16 protein-coding genes are annotated in these 15,834 nt (G+C 52.8%); 13 read left to right on the top strand and 3 right to left on the bottom strand.

The annotated features are described in order from the left end of the window. Positions 1–38: 38 nt before the first annotated feature. From BN3277_RS11920 to BN3277_RS11865, 12 genes are all read left to right on the top strand, one after another. Entirely contained in the window at positions 39–1,571 is a 1,533-nt protein-coding gene (locus BN3277_RS11920; protein WP_059042941.1) for a serine/threonine-protein kinase, read from the top strand. A gap of 19 nt (positions 1,572–1,590) precedes the next feature. Then, positions 1,591–2,547: an SAF domain-containing protein gene (locus tag BN3277_RS11915; RefSeq protein WP_059042939.1), complete on the top strand. Its 957-nt coding sequence runs from the start codon at positions 1,591–1,593 to the stop codon at positions 2,545–2,547. A 14-nt stretch (positions 2,548–2,561) separates the two neighbouring features. Beyond that, entirely contained in the window at positions 2,562–3,275 is a 714-nt protein-coding gene (locus tag BN3277_RS11910) for a hypothetical protein (protein WP_059042938.1), read from the top strand. Next, positions 3,272–4,114 carry a hypothetical protein gene (locus tag BN3277_RS11905; protein WP_059042936.1) on the top strand — a complete coding sequence of 281 codons (843 nt, stop codon included), beginning with the start codon at positions 3,272–3,274 and terminating at the stop codon, positions 4,112–4,114. The genes BN3277_RS11910 and BN3277_RS11905 overlap by 4 nt, the downstream gene beginning before the upstream one ends. A gap of 3 nt (positions 4,115–4,117) precedes the next feature. Then, the gene (locus BN3277_RS11900) at positions 4,118–6,010 is read left to right on the top strand and encodes a P-loop NTPase family protein (protein ID WP_059042934.1); all 1,893 of its coding nucleotides are present in this window, start codon (positions 4,118–4,120) and stop codon (positions 6,008–6,010) included. Then, positions 6,000–8,090: a hypothetical protein gene (locus tag BN3277_RS11895; RefSeq protein ID WP_059042932.1), complete on the top strand. Its 2,091-nt coding sequence runs from the start codon at positions 6,000–6,002 to the stop codon at positions 8,088–8,090. The genes BN3277_RS11900 and BN3277_RS11895 overlap by 11 nt, the downstream gene beginning before the upstream one ends. Before the next feature lie 22 nt (positions 8,091–8,112). Continuing rightward, positions 8,113–8,604, top strand: coding sequence for a hypothetical protein (locus BN3277_RS11890; protein WP_059042930.1), 492 nt, complete (start codon positions 8,113–8,115; stop codon positions 8,602–8,604). Between the two features lie 29 nt (positions 8,605–8,633). After that, positions 8,634–9,098, top strand: coding sequence for a hypothetical protein (locus BN3277_RS11885; RefSeq protein ID WP_059042929.1), 465 nt, complete (start codon positions 8,634–8,636; stop codon positions 9,096–9,098). Positions 9,099–9,108: 10 nt separating this feature from the next. Further along, positions 9,109–9,651, top strand: a complete 543-nt coding sequence (locus tag BN3277_RS11880) for a hypothetical protein (protein WP_059042928.1) — start codon at positions 9,109–9,111, stop codon at positions 9,649–9,651. Further along, positions 9,638–10,630 (top strand): hypothetical protein, encoded by a 993-nt coding sequence (locus BN3277_RS11875; protein WP_059042927.1) that lies wholly within the window; start codon positions 9,638–9,640, stop codon positions 10,628–10,630. Before BN3277_RS11880 ends, BN3277_RS11875 begins: the two co-directional genes overlap by 14 nt. A gap of 114 nt (positions 10,631–10,744) precedes the next feature. Next, entirely contained in the window at positions 10,745–11,809 is a 1,065-nt protein-coding gene (locus BN3277_RS11870) for a MoeB/ThiF family adenylyltransferase (protein ID WP_059042926.1), read from the top strand. A gap of 102 nt (positions 11,810–11,911) precedes the next feature. After that, positions 11,912–12,589 (top strand): response regulator transcription factor, encoded by a 678-nt coding sequence (locus tag BN3277_RS11865; RefSeq protein ID WP_059042925.1) that lies wholly within the window; start codon positions 11,912–11,914, stop codon positions 12,587–12,589. A 110-nt stretch (positions 12,590–12,699) separates the two neighbouring features. Here BN3277_RS11865 and BN3277_RS11860 read toward each other — a convergent pair whose 3' ends face one another. After that, a complete protein-coding gene (locus tag BN3277_RS11860; RefSeq protein WP_059042924.1) occupies positions 12,700–13,209 on the bottom strand; it encodes a C40 family peptidase in 510 nt (169 codons plus the stop codon). 282 nt (positions 13,210–13,491) lie between these two features. Then, positions 13,492–14,133 (bottom strand): thiamine diphosphokinase, encoded by a 642-nt coding sequence (locus BN3277_RS11855; RefSeq protein WP_059042923.1) that lies wholly within the window; start codon positions 14,131–14,133, stop codon positions 13,492–13,494. Positions 14,134–14,277: 144 nt separating this feature from the next. On the opposite strand from BN3277_RS11855, the gene BN3277_RS11850 reads away from it, so the two are divergent. Next, on the top strand, positions 14,278–14,970 hold the full coding sequence (locus BN3277_RS11850; RefSeq protein WP_059042922.1) for a trimeric intracellular cation channel family protein: 693 nt from the start codon (positions 14,278–14,280) through the stop codon (positions 14,968–14,970). Between the two features lie 100 nt (positions 14,971–15,070). Here the strand turns inward: BN3277_RS11850 and BN3277_RS11845 are convergent, their stop codons facing one another. Continuing rightward, positions 15,071–15,799 (bottom strand): alpha/beta hydrolase, encoded by a 729-nt coding sequence (locus BN3277_RS11845; RefSeq protein ID WP_059042921.1) that lies wholly within the window; start codon positions 15,797–15,799, stop codon positions 15,071–15,073. Positions 15,800–15,834 lie beyond the last annotated feature (35 nt).

Below are 15,834 nucleotides of genomic sequence, written 5' to 3'. Positions count from 1 at the left end.
AGCTTTCCCTTTTTTTTGCGTTCAGGAAAGGAGGGGTTATGGCGAGGTTTGTTCCCAAGCTCGCTCCAGGCGACTTGTTGGCGGGACGATACCGGATCATTCGAGTGATCGGTCAAGGCGGCATGAGCCGGGTCTATTTGGCCGAAGATCGGAAGTTGCCGGGGAAATCATGGGCCGTAAAGGAATGCCTAAGCGCGCCCGGCGAACTGGCATCCGTCGCGAAGGAGGTTAAGCTGCTGATCACACTAAATCACGATCGGCTGCCGCGGATCGTTGACTTTATCGATTCGGACCGAGACGGTTATTCCTATATCGTGATGGATTATATCCAGGGCGTACCGTTAGATCAATTTATACGCGCCAGGGAAGGGCGGCTGCCGTTGGATCTGCTGATCCGATTCGGTTTGCAAATCGCCGAGGGCTTGCGGTATTTGCACCGGCATGAACCGCCGGTTATCCATCGGGATGTGAAGCCGGCCAATTTATTGGTTGACGACAAAGGCGAGCTGCGATTCGTTGATTTTGGTATCGCGCGTACATTTTCGGACGGGAAAACAGAGGATACGGTGCAGCTAGGGACGGTTGGATTTGCTGCACCGGAGCAATATGGCAGCGATCGCCAAAGCGATGCACGTACGGATCTGTATTCCTTAGGTGCGGTCCTTCTCTATATGGGAACGGGAGGACGTTATCCGGTCTGGACCTCCGAAGCAGCGTCAGCATTACGGGAACACGGCTGCGAACGGCTTCGACCGATCGTAACCCAGTTGTTACAGGTCCGACCGGAAGACCGATTTGCTTCTGCCGAAGAGGTGAGCGAAGCCTTAATCGCATTGCTGCGGCAGTCAGACACGCCGAGGTCCGCAAGTCCAGAGATGTCGGTGGAGAGGATGGACCATTTTGCGTACAGCGGACGACCGGCTTTAATCAGCGTAGTGGGCGCTTCCGTAGGGTCGGGTACGACCCATACGGCCATCGCCCTCGCTCATCTGCTGGCCCGCAGTTACAAGAAGGTCGCGGTTGTGGAGATGGAACCCAAGGCTACGGCTTTTCTTCAATTAGCTCGGATGCTGGATGAGAAGGTTTACGCTGCAAACGGAAACCAAGCGAGGCGCTTCAGCATCGGCCATGTGGCTTATGCCAAACCGACGTCACGTTCGGATTTTATCACCTTATTGTCAGAAGGTTTCGAATGCGTTGTTTGTGATTTGGGCATCGGTCAAAACAAAGAGCTACAGGAGGAGTTTCGTCGCGCAGATCTCTCTGTCATCGTAGGTTCGGGGGCGGAGTGGAAAGCCGAGGAGTTGGAGCGCCTCATTCACGCCTTGTGCGGAGGAGGGGCGGTACCCACCGCTTGGAGGTTGTGCATACCGTTCGCTTCAAACAGCGGCTTGCGGCGAATTCGCAAAACCCTGCGTACCAAGTGCGTGTACGGACTTCCCGCCGATCCGAATCCGTTTGACCCTGGGCCGCTGTTAACTGAAGCGCTGCATGAGGTGTGCGGGAACCTGTTGGCCAAATCCAAATCAACGAGCTTCAGATTCCTGACTAAATCCAAAGCCAAAACCTAGAAAGGATGTGAATCAACTTATGCCAAGATTAAGGCAAAAAACGAAACAACTGCTGCTCTCCGGATGCATTGGAGCATTTGCGGCGGGGGTGGTGTTCACGGGAGTTGGCGTCATGCGGGAAAGGCAATTCCATGCCGCGAGAAACGGGATGGTTCAGGCGTATGAAGAACAGCTTGCCACTTTACGCCATCAGGCACAGCAGCGGACGATCCGGGGCTGGGTACCCACGCGGGATATTTCGGCCGGTAACCGAATCGGAGCAGGCGACTTGAAGCAGGTGGAGCTGCCCGCCGATAGCGTGCCGATGGATCTGTTGAAATCTCAGGAGGAGATTGCGGGGAAGTACGCCAAAATTGCACTCCGCTCTTTGACGCCTCTAACGCAAACACTGCTTTATGAAGCGGAGCCGGTTCCCGATGATTTACGCTGGCGGGAAATGGCTTTCGTCCAACTGCCGAAGCTGTTGAAGGAATTGGACGTTATCGACATTCGCATCCAATTCCCGACCGGTCAGGATTATATTTTGCTATCGAAAAAGAAGGTGGAGAAGCTGAGCTCTGAAACGTTGACGGTGACGCTTGGCGAAGCGGAAATTCTCTCGCTGTCGAGCGCGATTGTGGACGCTTATTTACATAAAGCCTCGATCTATGCGCTTGCTTATGTTGAGCCAAATCTGCAAAGCAAGCCGGTTCCGACCTACCCGGTTAATGAAGGCGTCATGGAGCTGATCCGCAAAGACCCGAATATCGTACAGAAAGCGGAGCAGTCGCTTCGTCTCAGCAATGCCGCGCGCTCCGGTCTGGAAAAGGATTTATTATCGATGTCGCCGCAAAGAGCTTCCGAATTCGCGAGCAGTCAAGCGCAGATTCAGCGATCAACCTCTGGGGCTCAAGCTGGAAGTCTGCCTCCCGAGCAACTCGTTTCGGACGGTACGTCCGCGGAATCCGACCGATTTGTGCTTGACCCGGCGAAATGAAAGGAGAGAAACCAGTGAAGCGATGGTTGTTTGTAGGGAAAAGCGATAAGCGCGACGTTATATTGTATTTGTGCAGCGTGTTGGCTGCTGCCGGGTACAGCGTGCTGCTCCGCGACAATACGGAAAGCGGCAAATATCGGTATTCGATTGGCGGTGGAGATTCGGCCCTCCCCATAACGGAATTTTACGGCTTTGATGTTGCGGCGGGGAGAACGGGTTCCTCCATCCCGATAGCCAATATGGGCGACGGTAAAGGGAAAGTCTCTGCTTACGATTACGAATTGCAGGATATCGATACGCTTCAGGGCCTGACTCCGGAGCTGTTCGCCTCCGCGGATGACATCGTATGGGTTACGACGTTCGACCGTTACGAGGTCGAGGCCAGCGCGGAATGGTTCCGCAGCTTATTTCATCTCTGGCCTCAGCTGCGGGGGTTAGCTGTTCGGCCGGTCTTTATCCGAACCGTCGACAGCGGCGTGAACAGCCGCTTGATCTTGGGTTTGCTGGACGACCTTCCCCTGGAGTGGCGCGCTTCAGAAGTGCGTATCCCCTGGAACGAGTCCAATCTGGCGGTCCAACTGGAGAACGAGCATAGCAGGCGGCTGCGTCTCAGAAGCTTCTCTCGTTCTTATAAAAGAGCTTTACGCCTACTGCTGCATGAGCTGGCGGGCTGGGACCCTGCCAGCGCCAAGCGAGCGGTTCGCCAGGCGGAAAGGAAACAGGCATGAGCCGCTTGATTTTCTGGGACGGCGGCCTCGGCGGAGCCGCAGAAGCTGCCGTGGCTGCAGCGATTACGTTAGGATTGCGGCTTCCACAGCGGCTGCTTCTGGTGAATGAAGGGCCTGCCGGTTTTGGCTTGGAGGAAGGGATCAGACAAACCGTACGTTTTCACAGCGATATTTACAGGGAAGATGCGATTCCGGAGCACGGCCTTGATGCGCTGCTCCGTTTACAGGCGAGCGGACGTCTTTCGGGAAGCAATATTGCCGATTATACCGTTCCACTGCTGCGCGGCCGCCTTGACCTGGTGTGCGGGTCACGGGTTGGCGGTGTGGCTTGGAAGGATGCGGAGAAGCAGGCGATCGCCGATATGCTGGTCATCGCGGAGCAATCGTACGACGGGGTCATTTTACTGGCGCAAGGACGGCGGTTAAGCGAGTTGCTGCAGAATCAAAGGGAAGGTGACGTACTTGTGGTGGTGCAACCCCACCGGCTTGGTGTATTAGACGAGAGGGTTGAAGATATGACTCCTTTCTTCAGTGACCCCAAGTCGAAACTTATCTTCGTCCTATCGCCCTTTGATCCCTGGTCTCGTTGGGGAATAAACAATCTTAAACGTCGTTACCCGGTTTCCTTGTCGATGGTTGGCATCCCTCATCATACCGAGTTCTCCGATGCTTGGAACGATCGGGACATTTTGGGCTATTTTCGTAAATCCTCGCTCTGGCCGAAACGGAATGGAGCTCGCGAACTTTTGCTCAAAGGGTATCGGGACTTGGGAGATAAGCTGATGGAAATGGCGGGGAAAGAAGTCGCAGCCGTTACTCCGAAGGAGAAGGGGGCGTAGGGAATGAGTGGATGGATGAACGGATGGTTGATTACGATCTTGGTCCTGGCAGCACTGCTTGGGATTTGGCGGAAGGTTCGGACGGCGGGAACCAGAGAAAAGGATCACCCAAAGGATCAAGATCGGTACGAGCTTTCGGTAATGGTGTTCTACATCAAGGACAAGCTGCATGAGCTTAGCCGATCCTCCGGCAATGAGTGGGGGATCAGCGAAGAGGCGTGGAACCGCAAGGCTAAAGCACGGGCAGAACTCCGTCAGGCACTACGAGGCTGCTCGTACGGGGATGTCCAGGATAAACAGTATGTTAAAGCATTTATCCGAGACATGTTGGCAGGGGGTTATGGGATCACCGAACAAAATATCGACCGGATCCTGCCGTTTCAGCAACGGGAATTATTGACGTCCCAAGACCGCTTCGACATCGTGCTCTATCTCTATAAACAACGTTATGGTGTCAACGGGTTCACACAGATGATGGAGGACTATTCGCTGGATGAGCCAAAACCGCCAAAAACAACCGACGGTTCCCCCGTCTATGAAGTGACTGATGAGGATATAGACCGCGTCTTTTTCCTGGAATATCGGGCGCTCACATTTCAGGAGAAGCTGGATCTTGTGGTCCAACGTGTTTATCAAATGTACAAAGGCTTTTCGGTGGTGGACGAGCTTCGGGAAATGCGGATCGACGGGCTGAGCGGGGGCGTCAGCGGAATTCCGGGCGGTTACGCGGGAATCGAGCCCGCCGCGCATGCCGCCGGTTTGGGTTATGAATGGAGCGACAGGACCCAGCCCGGCGTTGACGAGGATGGCGAGCCAATTACGCGCGCATGGGACAGCGTCTGGATTTTCTACAAAGGGAAGAGTATACGCCTTGCCTTCTTGTCGTTTGGCAGCGAAGCGGAATTGAAACGGGTGTGCCAAAACATCTACAAGTTTAACCTGCCCGGTCAATTGTCGGAGGTCAACGGGTATAAAGTGAACGAAATGAAAGACGGTTCGCGGATTGTGGTCGTACGGCCGCCGTTTGCAGAGACATGGGCTTTTTTCGTGCGGAAATTCGATCCGTTTAGCGCTTCGTTGGAGCAATTGATTCAAGGCGATCAGGCCGAGCTACCGCTGGGGTTGCTGAAGTATTTCATGAAGGGCAGCCGGATCACCTCGATCACCGGGTCGCAAGGCTCGGGCAAGACAACGCTGCTGATGGCGATGGTCAAACATATTTACGCTTCGTATACCCTGCGCGTGCAGGAAATGTCTTTTGAACTGCATCTGCGGCGGTTGTACAGCGGGCGCAATATTTTAAGCTTCCGGGAAACCGATTACGTAAGCGGACAAGCCGCGTTGGATCTGCAGAAAAAGACGGACGGTACCGTCCACATCCTAGGAGAGGTGGCGACCGACGAAGTTGCCGCTTGGATGGTGCAGATGGCTCAGGTTGCCAGCCTGTTCACTTTGTTTACCCATCACGCCAAAACGTTTCGCGATTTGATCGAGTCGCTGCGTAACTCTCTGCTGAAAACCGGCGTGTTTCGCGACGAGCGAATCGCCGAGCTGCAGGTCGCTTCCGTCATCGACTTCGACATCCATCTGCGCCGAGATATCACAGGCCGCCGTTATATCGAACGGATTACGGAATGCTGCCGGCGGGGGGCAAAGGATGACCCGCCCCAGGATGATCGGGAGCGGATGCCCACCGCGCCGCGCCATTTGGATGCAGTTCATTCGAGCGGTTATGAGGAGCGGGTGATCCTGGAGTATCGAGACGGGCGTTATGTTGCCGTTCAGCCGATTACGCTGAAATCCCGCGAGGCTATGACCCGGGAGATGCTACCGGAAGACGCCGCGGAATTTAAGCGGTTTATCGGCTCGTATTGGGGGGAGACGGTTGGAGCTTAGGACGATCCTGTTGTGGGTGTTTGGTCTATCTTTGCTCGGCTGCGTCGGGCTATATGCTGCGGGGCAGTGGCTGGGAAGAAAGGAAAATCCCTTATGGGCGGATGCTTGGGGAACGAGCGATCCGGCTTCCAATCTATCGCTGCGCTGGCTCAATCAACGGATATCCGCGTTCTTGCTTACATCGTATCCCGTGTGGATGAAGGTTCCCCCGCTTCGGCACTATGCCGGAAAGATCCGGATACGTTTTGCCGTCATTCATCCGTATGACGAGCTGGAGCTGCGGCACCAAACGATGAAGTTTGCTTATGGAATGATGGGGACGTTTGCAGTTGCGATTGCGACATTAACTGCGATGAATCCTGACTTGTTTTTCTTCCTGTCGCTGTTGATAGCGTCTGCCGTTCTTCAAGGTCTGGTGCTCGACGGTTACGTAAACCGATTGGAAACGAAGCTACTGGAACGGTTACTGGATTTCTATGGTGCCGTTCGGCACGCGTATCAACGGCACGGCATGGTGACGGACGCAATCGAGGAAGCCGGGGAGACGATAGGCGGTGAGATCGGAGTGCATGCCCATCGGATTTGTGAAGCGATGGAAGACGCTGCCCCCAACGAAGCTCTGGAGAAGTATTATGAAACCGCGCCTAGCCGTTTTCTAAAGGCGTTCGCCGGCATTTCCCGCCTGGTGGCGGAATACGGCGACCGGAAGCGTGCGGAAGGTTCATTATATCTGCGCGGTATCAGCCGCTTGACCGGCGAAGTCCAATTGGAGCTCATCCGTAAAAAACGGCTGGATTATCTGTTAAAAGGGTTGCATATCATCGCCTTGCTTCCGGTCTTTTTTACGAAGCCGATCGAGGGATGGGCCCGAGGTCACTTCCCTCTGATGGACTCGTTTTACTTAAGCAAAGCAGGGATGTTGATCAAGGCGGCGCTCTTTCTGGCCATTCTATTGAGTTATGTGCTGCTGCAAAAGCTTAAGAGCGAAGACGAATCGGCTTATCGGGTCAAATCGTCCAGCAGGCCCTGGGAGGCAAGGGTGTATGCCCATGAGGTGCTTCATCACGTGTGCCGCCGGTTTGTCCCTTCAGTCGAATCCCTTGCCTATCATCAGTTATCCCAATTGCTGAAGGAGACGAATCATCGGCTGCGGGTCGAATGGTTTCAGGTCAGGCGGATCAGCGCCTTTGGTGCAAGCCTAGCCTTAACTCTTGGCGCATTCCTTGTGTTCCATCAGCTTGCCCAGCAGCGTATTATGACAGAACCACCCGCTGTGGCTTCGTTTTTTGGCGCTTTACCCACGGATGTGATGGAGTCTGGACGCCTGGTGGCTGAAAGAGATGCGGCAGTGATGCGGGAACTGAATATGTCGGCTAGAGCCGGCTATGACGAGATTGCCCGCTCCGTTTCCGCGGTGCTGGCGAATGCTGGAAACGGAATATCCCATGAAGAGTTATCTGAGGCCGCCCGCCGAATTAGGGATAAGTTGCAGCGTTGGAACCGAGAAAATCTTAAGTGGTGGGAGGTAGGCTTCGCTCTCTTATCAGGGATGGTTGGTTACCAACTGCCGCTTTGGATGCTGAAATTCCAACGCTGGATGCGGCGGATGGACATGCGACATGAGGTGTACCAGTTCCTGACGATGATCGCCATCTTGCGGGAGTTGGAGCGGATATCCGTGGAGGAAATACTGGAGTGGCTGGCGTCTTACGCCGTGATTTTTCGAATGCCGATGCAAAAATGTTTGCTGAATTACGCCTGTAGTCCAGAGGAAGCGCTGATTGAGCTGAAGAGAGAAGTGGTGCTGGAGGAATTTCAGCGTTTGGCGGACAAGCTGTTGCTGGCTTCGGAGAAGCTTACGGTAGCCGACGCCTTCGATGACCTCGATAGCGATATGTCCTATCAGTTCGAACGCCGGCGGCTGGATTACGAGAAATCGCTGGAGGTTAAGGCCGGCTGGGGTCAGATCATCGGGTTTACCCCGATGTATGCGCTGGTGTTCGCCTATTTAGTCGTTCCGCTGATCTGGATGAGCTTCGAACAAATGGGCTTATATTTTGAACAACTTCAAAAATTATGAAGATTAAAGGAGGTTTTTCTCGATGAATAACGCTTCATCCGCTTTGAAGGTCGCAGCTGGTATCTTCTTGACGATCGCTTTGATCACGATTGTTGTCATTTTGTTCGTATCCGCCCAGGAAGCCACGAAAACGGCTCAGAACAGCTTCTCGGACATCCAAACTGAATTATCCCAGGCTTCATTTACCGTTTATGATGATACGACGGTCAGCGGCTCGCAGGTGACCAATGCCCTGCGTAAATTTAAAGATCGCGATCAATTTGGGATCTTGGTCAAAACCGGTAAAAACACCGGCGGGGAATGGTATGGGGATGTGCTCCTCATCAATGAACCCGTTTCCTCGGAACGGTATGGTTCGGTATACGGACAAAGCCTTGCACCGATCAGTAATGCCTGGGATGAGCGATTAAATGAGTACGTTAATCCAAGCGGCAAATTTAAGGCAATGGTCGTTAAAGACAGTTCTAACGTGGTGCGCGGCCTGATCTTTACACAAACGACGCTGATTCCATAAGGATCGCAGGTGGGGGGGCGCAGGCGAAGATGTTTAATCATGTGAAAAGTTTGGTATGGCTGCTCTTCTCCGTGAGTTCTTTTCTCGCAGCCACCCTGTTTACCTTGGATATCGGAGTGGAGCAAAACGTTGCTTATGACGCGGTTGCTGAACAACTCCACGGTGTTAGGCGAAGCGTCTATGCTCATGAAGGAGGGATGCTTGCTCGGGATACAGCGGCAGGCATCAGGGATGACAACCTGCTGGAGCTCGCGAGCGAAACGTTCAGCGGGAATGAGATCTTGCATCGTCTTCCGGATTGGATTGATCTCGGCGTGATTGTCGTGGTGGACGGGGAGATATTGAACGACACCCCGACGAGCCCGCTGCAGGATGTACTGGAGCAAAGCCGTAAACGCGCATTGCAAGTGCTGAATCTAAGAATCGATTATCAAACTCAACACGTTTACGATTCCAAGGGAAAAGAAATTCGGATTATTTTTAGCAGAAAGTAGGTGGCAGCGGATGGGGAATGCTTTGTCCAAAATCACGGCCGCACTGCTTGCCGTGTTGCTTCTGTTCCTGTTTCCAGCATGGCAGGCGGCGCAGCGACAGGCGGATATCCGGTATTTGGCAGCATATCGAACCTTAGTCCAGTTTACCGACGCCGTTCGGAACAAAGGGGTTGTGACGCCAGCGATGTACGAGGATTTTGTCCGGGAATTGGAGACACCCGGGGGAGGATATGACGTAGAATTGGAGCATCGGCATAAAACGTATCATCCGGAATACGGTGATCCGGCTGATCCCGCTACTTTTTTGAATGATTTTACCGTCGTCTATGACGCGTATGATACCTCGGAGATTCTTCAGGTGATGTTTCCAGCCGAAAACGGACAAAAGGGCGGGGCCTACGAACTGCAGGAAGGGGATTTCTTCGCCGTTACGGCGTTGGATCGTTCCCGCAGCCCGTATGAGATACTAACGGAGTTTCTATATCCAGGTGCAGGTGGAACGCATCCCACCCTGCTCACGTATGGGGGCATGGTGTTAAATGAAGATTACTGACTGGGCCGCCCTCTTTGTGATCATCGTTGCCCCTATCCTTTGGCTCAGCGGCTTGCGGACGGAGCAGTTACGGGAAGTGAACCGCCTCGAAACCCGGTATAATGCCGCAATGCGCACAGCTGTTCAAGATGCAGCTGCCGTGTTAAACCGGAATGAGCTGCAGCAATTCGAAAGCGGGTATGGTTCGGCGAAATGGATGCGTGTCGATAAAGAGCAAGCGCTGGATACGTTGCTCCGGAGTTTGTATCTAAACTTTGGCGTCGCCGACGATCCGGTCGGACAGCAGACGCTCATGGGTTATATCCCGGCGGTTATTATCATAGATTACGACGGTTACTACCTGTATGCGGCAGACGTGGATCCCAGCAGCGATACGTCCGCTTACTACTGGCGGGACAAGAGGCCTTATACCTATGTGGATGCGAACGGGAATAGCATCGCTTTTACGCTGGACAGCCAAGTGACGGCCTATGATGCGGCCACCGAACGTTGGGTTAGTGGACCGCAAGCCGAAGTGAAGGCAGAGACCTCGATTCCGCTGCTGCAGAGCGAGGCGCAATTTGATGCGGTTCGGCGTGCAACGATCGTTCGACGGATCGAAGAGGATCTAGCCCGGACGATTCATTTACATAACCTGTTGATAAAGCACCAAGGCGTGAACTATACGTTCACGTTGCCGACCATCCCGCAGGAGGAGTGGAACAACACGCTGGACGACGTTGGGATTCTGGTGTTTTTACAAGGCATTCCAGTGGGGGATCACGATTATAATAACTATGCTTTAGGCGGGGGCAGATTGGATCAAAAGCCAACGCTTCTGGGAGCGGTGGATCCGCGGACGGGATTGAAATATGCTTATCGGGAATCTTGCACCGCGGCGCACAGGCTAGGTTATCGCGTTGAAGAAATATTTGCAGGCGAACGCGATGCGGCCGAAAGCGGGTATTTTCCGCTGGATTGTAGAGCAATCCAACCTTAATCCGGAGGGAAACACCTTTGAATTCTGTTCCTATCTGTACTATGCTTGAACCAACGAATCGGTGGATTAGCCGGATTCAATTGAAGTCCAAGTAGTGGGGGCGGGAGGACAGGAATGGAGAGAAATCAACCGGAACAACTTCAGCATCAAAACCAGCAACCAGACCGTTATTCACGGCAAAGGTTGTTTGCTCCTATAGGTCATGGCGGACAAGACAAGCTTGGCCAAGCGAAGGTCCTGATCGTCGGAGCGGGAGCCCTTGGCACCGGCATCTCCGAGACACTGGTGCGGGCGGGCGTTGGCCATCTCGTTATCGCTGATCGGGACTATGTGGAATGGAGTAATTTGCAGCGTCAGCAACTGTTTTCCGAAGCGGATGCGGCGGGACGAGTACCCAAGGCGATCGCTGCCAAGCAGCGCTTAACCGCAATTAACAGCCAAGTCAACATCGATGCCTATGTGATGGATGTCGACCCGGAAGAATTGGAGGGCTTGGTCTCCGGGGTGGATCTGATCCTGGATGCCACGGATAATTTCGATACGAGATTAATGATCAATGATATCTCGCAAAAATACCGCATTCCCTGGATCTATGGCGGATGCGTTGGCAGTTACGGGATTACCTATACGATTTTACCCGGCGTTACGCCTTGCTTAAATTGCATGCTGGGTACCGTACCGCTGGGCGGAGACACCTGCGACACGGTAGGTGTAATTCCTCCGGCGGTACAGATGGTCGTGGCCCATCAAACAACGGAAGCATTGAAGTTATTAACCGGGCATCCCGAAGCGTTACGCGGCACGCTGTTAACATTTGACCTGTGGCGGAACGAACAAGCCTCGATCAAAGTGGGATCAGCCAAACGGGATGATTGCCTTTCCTGCGGAAGCGGGGCGACTTATCCGTATTTGTCTGCATCCAGCCATCGAAAAACGGAGGTGCTCTGCGGTAGAGATACCGTGCAGATCCGACCTGCAGCCAAGCGGAAGATCGAGCTGCAAGAAATGGCGGAGAAGCTGGGCCGCTTGGAGGAGGGGACGGTTGATGTGAATCCGTTTTTGCTTTCCTTTAAGATCGGTGAACGCCGGTTGGTATTGTTCACGGATGGGCGAGCGCTCATCCACGGTACGCAAGATCCGGTTGAAGCTAGAACCATATATGATCGCTATTTAGGTTAACTAAGGTGAAGACGCGCTGAATCGGAAACGACCGAATGGTTTGCCGAAAGAATGACCATCTTATTAATGGATTGGTAAATGCAGGTAAGGTGGTCGCGCGCGATGAAAAGGTACATCATACTGGTTTTGGACGATGCAGGAGAGGGAGAGCGACTGAAAACCGGGCTGGAGGAAGCAGGCTATCGGGTAGGCTGGAAGCAAATCGGTGCAGGTGTGCTTCGCTTGCTGGAGGAAGAGCTTCCGGATCTATTGCTGCTGGGGACGGATTTGCCGGATGAAGCGGCACCGGTCCTACAGGAGGAAATCGGACGATTCGCTCCGTTTCCGATTATCCTGCTGTTAAAGGAGTGGAGCACGGAGGCGGTTGTCGCCGGTTTTGCCCGGGGAGCCAACGACGTAGTTCAGGTTACGATTCCCATGGCTGAACTGTATGCCCGGATCGGCCACTTGATTTCATTGTTTAAGCGGTTGGGGGATGGCTCATTAACGGAGCTGTCCTTTGAGGATTTACGGATGGAGCTGCGAAGCCGCAAGGCGTGGAGAGACGAGGAGCCCATTAAATTGACGCCTAAGGAATTCGATTTGCTGCTTTTTTTGATGAAACGGGCGGGGAAAGTCTGTGGGCGAGAGATGATCCTGCAGCAAGTCTGGGGATATGACTTCGCGACGGGAACAAATGTGGTGGATGTCTATATTCGGCATTTGCGCAAAAAGATCGACAGCGGACATCCAAGAAAGCTGCTCCATACTGTCCGCGGCAGCGGATATATGTTGGGTTAAATGACAAATAACCCGGTATGTCCTACCAGGTTATCCTAAGGGGCAAAAAGCCGCTGCGATCGGTGATCAATGCAACGACTTCTTGATGAAATGAAGATGGGCTAGTCCGACTAGAGGACGCGGCGAGCCTTCAGATAGGTTCTCTTCCAGTTGCCGGAATTCAGATTGGAGATTGTAACCCCTGGCTTCCCGTAGGTGTGCAGAATTTTTCCGCTGCCCATGTAGATGGCCACGTGGGTTACGTTCTTCCCGTTTGCTCGGCTGCCGCTGGAGAAGAAGACCAGGTCGCCGGCTTTCAGATTCGATTTCGATACGGCATAACCTGCTTTAGCTTGGGCGGATGAAGTCCGCGGCAAAGTGACGCCGTACTTTTTGAATACATATTTCGTAAACGAGGAGCAGTCGAAGACTTTGGTCGTAGATGTGGATGCTCCGAATTTGTAAGGGGTGCCAATAAATTTCTTCCCGTAGTTTACAACCTGCGTTCCTTTGGAAACAGCGGTGCTTGTTGCCGATTGGGCTTGTACAGGTTCAGCCCCGCTAGCAAGCAGCGTACTGAAACCGATGGCGGACACTAGTCCGACCGTCAATACTTTTTGGAAAATAGTGCGTTTATTCATGTTGTAGTACCTCCAAAGATATTGTGTTTTGACCGGTTCGTAAATGAAGTATAACAGATCTGTAATCTCCTAAAACCTGGTAGAGTCTCCTAAAAACCTTATGTCTCAACGGTTTGAAGGGGATTATTAAAATAACATTAAAGTTTACATTTTTTTAAGATATCGAGATTTTTCTTCAAAATTTGAAATGAAAAAAACCCTTGAAAACTCAAGGGTTTTTGCATTCATATGCAGATTTATAATAGAAACAATAAAGGTTACAAAATTGAAATATGTTCGGAACTAATCCCGGCTCTGAATCACGAGCAACCAACCTTCGCCGACATGCACCGTACCGATAGGAGAAGCCAACTGATTGCTTACGGCCAGGGATTGTCCGATTCGAAGCGTTGCGTTATGTAAGGGGTACATGAAGCCTTCCAGTGTAATGCCGGTTACGACGGGGGTGAGCGGGAGCAGGGAGACATAGGTATATCCTCGTTCCTCAACCCGGCAGACCGATCCGCATAAGGTGACGTAATTAAACTCGTCCCAAATGGCGCACGTGATCCCTTGTTCCGCCGCACGCAGCAGCATATGGAGATTGGCCAGCGTATGATCCAGTCGAGTACCGATCACGCCGGTTAACACGATTTCCGCCGGGTTTCTACGAACGGCCAAATCAAAAGCCAATTCCGTATCCGTCAAGTCTTTATCGATCGGATCGCAGGCCAGAAGTTCTTTACTAGAGTTACGTATGAGAGCCAGCTCTTCTTCGCTTACGGAATCGAAATCGCCAACCGCCATATCCGGCTTAATTCCATGCTCTACTAGAAATAAGGCTCCGCGGTCAGCCCCGATCAACACATCGTCCGGACGAATCTCCCGAAGCATTTCCGGATCTAAACGCCCGCCGGCAAAAATAAGCACCCGGTTTACGGTCATTTCTTCTTCTTCCTTTCGCGCAAATAATCCTTTGCTTCAGTAAGTATAATTCAGATTTTAGGGTTGCACAATTTCACCTTGAGGGCCTACAATGGGGATTGATGAAATAAAGCTGACAGAGAAAGGCAGAGAAGGACGGAAGAGATGCACATCTTTGATATTCTAAGCATCATCGGGACAGTGGCCTTCGCCATGTCCGGTGCGTTTGTCGCTATGGAAGAGGAATACGACATCCTTGGCGTGCTGGTGCTGGGCTTAGTGACGGCGTTTGGCGGCGGGATCATCCGCAATGTATTGATCGGCGTCCCGGTTACGACGTTATGGGCGCAAGGGGATTTGATTTTGCTGGCCATGTTATTCGTGTTTGTCGCCTTCGTGCTGCCGATGCCGTGGGTTCGCCGCTGGAAACGGACGGAGGTTTTGTTTGATGCCATCGGTTTGTCGGCTTTTGCAATCCAAGGGGCGTTGTACGCGACGGAGATGAAGCATCCAATGAGCGCGGTGCTGGTCGCAGCCGTGCTGACCGGGATCGGGGGCGGGATCATTCGCGATCTGCTTGCCGGGCGCAAACCGCTGGTTCTGCGGGACGAGATTTATGCGGTCTGGGCGATGCTGGCGGGTTTAGCGGTTGGCATGGGCTGGTTCGTGTCAACGGTGGAATTGATTTTGCTGTTTGTAGCCGTGGTCTTCTTCCGGATGTTATCGTTCCATTATAAATGGAAGCTGCCGAGACGATCGTTGGCAACGGGGCATATATATATTGGGACGGAACCAACAAACGCCTCCGATTCTAACCCTAAACCTGAACGGGCCATCGTGCAGGACCAGACTCCTTAACGCACAGTCAGACGAAATTGAACAGACATCAAGAGAGGCTGTCCGAAGTAGATGAAGGATCTACAAGGGACAGCCTCTGATTTTCGACATCATGAAAGCGCTATTTTAGGAAATGCACCATCGCATCGGGTAGTTCTTGCTGCCAAAATCCCCAGAGATGTTTGCCGTCCTTCTCGAAATAGACCACTTGAGCTCCACGTTCCTCAAGCATGGCCTTTGCTCTACGGTTTAGTTCGACAAAGTTATAGGTGCCCGTATCGGTGGTGTAATGATCCTCCTGCAAACCAACGATCATAAAGAGCGACAAATAGGAAAGATCGGTTTCCTGCGCCAGGATCTCCAGGGAGGGTTCGTAGTAAGCGCCGGACAAGCTGATGATTTTGGAAAACAGTTCCGGGTTTTTCATAGCGAGATGAAGGGAGACGGTTGCCCCTAACGAATCTCCGGCTAACACCCTTTCCGCAGGTTCGCGGCGAACGGGATAATTGCGTTCGATAAAGGGAATAATTTCTTCCGTAAAACAGCGCGTATAGGCGTCAAAGCGGGTTCCGAACGGGGCATATTCCTCGGTGCGAACCGCGGTGTTCACCTCCACGCCCACGATGATAAACGGTTCGAGGCCTTCGTCCAGGATCAGACGATTGGCGTGCGTCGCGATACGGCCGAAGTTAAAGAACTCCTCACCGTCCTGGCAGTAAATGACGGGGTAACTAAGAATTTCGTTGTACCCGGGAGGAAGGTAAACGCGCAGGTATCTTTTTTCCCCCAAGAACTGGCTTTGAATTTCCTCTTTAATGATGGTTCGTTTCAAATAATTCGAATCCGTCATGGTTCTACACACACTCCCAGTTAGTTTTGCTTTTG

The sequence above is a fragment of the Paenibacillus rubinfantis genome, from assembly GCF_001486505.1.
GTDB classification, from domain to species: Bacteria; Bacillota; Bacilli; order Paenibacillales; family Paenibacillaceae; genus Fontibacillus; species Fontibacillus rubinfantis.
Note: the sequence above shows the minus strand (reverse complement) of the source record. Positions and strands in the feature narration are given on the sequence as shown.

Bases quoted from the DNA above. Each gene is read 5' to 3' on its own strand.
- BN3277_RS11845 (WP_059042921.1), bottom strand. From the start codon at position 15,799: ATGACGGATTCGAATTATTTGAAACGAACCATCATTAAAGAGGAAATT.
- BN3277_RS11905 (WP_059042936.1), top strand. From the start codon at position 3,272: ATGAGCCGCTTGATTTTCTGGGACGGCGGCCTCGGCGGAGCCGCAGAA.
- BN3277_RS11915 (WP_059042939.1), top strand. From the start codon at position 1,591: ATGCCAAGATTAAGGCAAAAAACGAAACAACTGCTGCTCTCCGGATGC.
- BN3277_RS11860 (WP_059042924.1), bottom strand. From the start codon at position 13,209: ATGAATAAACGCACTATTTTCCAAAAAGTATTGACGGTCGGACTAGTG.
- BN3277_RS11880 (WP_059042928.1), top strand. From the start codon at position 9,109: ATGGGGAATGCTTTGTCCAAAATCACGGCCGCACTGCTTGCCGTGTTG.
- BN3277_RS11885 (WP_059042929.1), top strand. From the start codon at position 8,634: ATGTTTAATCATGTGAAAAGTTTGGTATGGCTGCTCTTCTCCGTGAGT.
- BN3277_RS11865 (WP_059042925.1), top strand. From the start codon at position 11,912: ATGAAAAGGTACATCATACTGGTTTTGGACGATGCAGGAGAGGGAGAG.
- BN3277_RS11890 (WP_059042930.1), top strand. From the start codon at position 8,113: ATGAATAACGCTTCATCCGCTTTGAAGGTCGCAGCTGGTATCTTCTTG.
- BN3277_RS11920 (WP_059042941.1), top strand. From the start codon at position 39: ATGGCGAGGTTTGTTCCCAAGCTCGCTCCAGGCGACTTGTTGGCGGGA.
- BN3277_RS11900 (WP_059042934.1), top strand. From the start codon at position 4,118: ATGAGTGGATGGATGAACGGATGGTTGATTACGATCTTGGTCCTGGCA.
- BN3277_RS11855 (WP_059042923.1), bottom strand. From the start codon at position 14,133: ATGACCGTAAACCGGGTGCTTATTTTTGCCGGCGGGCGTTTAGATCCG.
- BN3277_RS11875 (WP_059042927.1), top strand. From the start codon at position 9,638: ATGAAGATTACTGACTGGGCCGCCCTCTTTGTGATCATCGTTGCCCCT.
- BN3277_RS11850 (WP_059042922.1), top strand. From the start codon at position 14,278: ATGCACATCTTTGATATTCTAAGCATCATCGGGACAGTGGCCTTCGCC.
- BN3277_RS11870 (WP_059042926.1), top strand. From the start codon at position 10,745: ATGGAGAGAAATCAACCGGAACAACTTCAGCATCAAAACCAGCAACCA.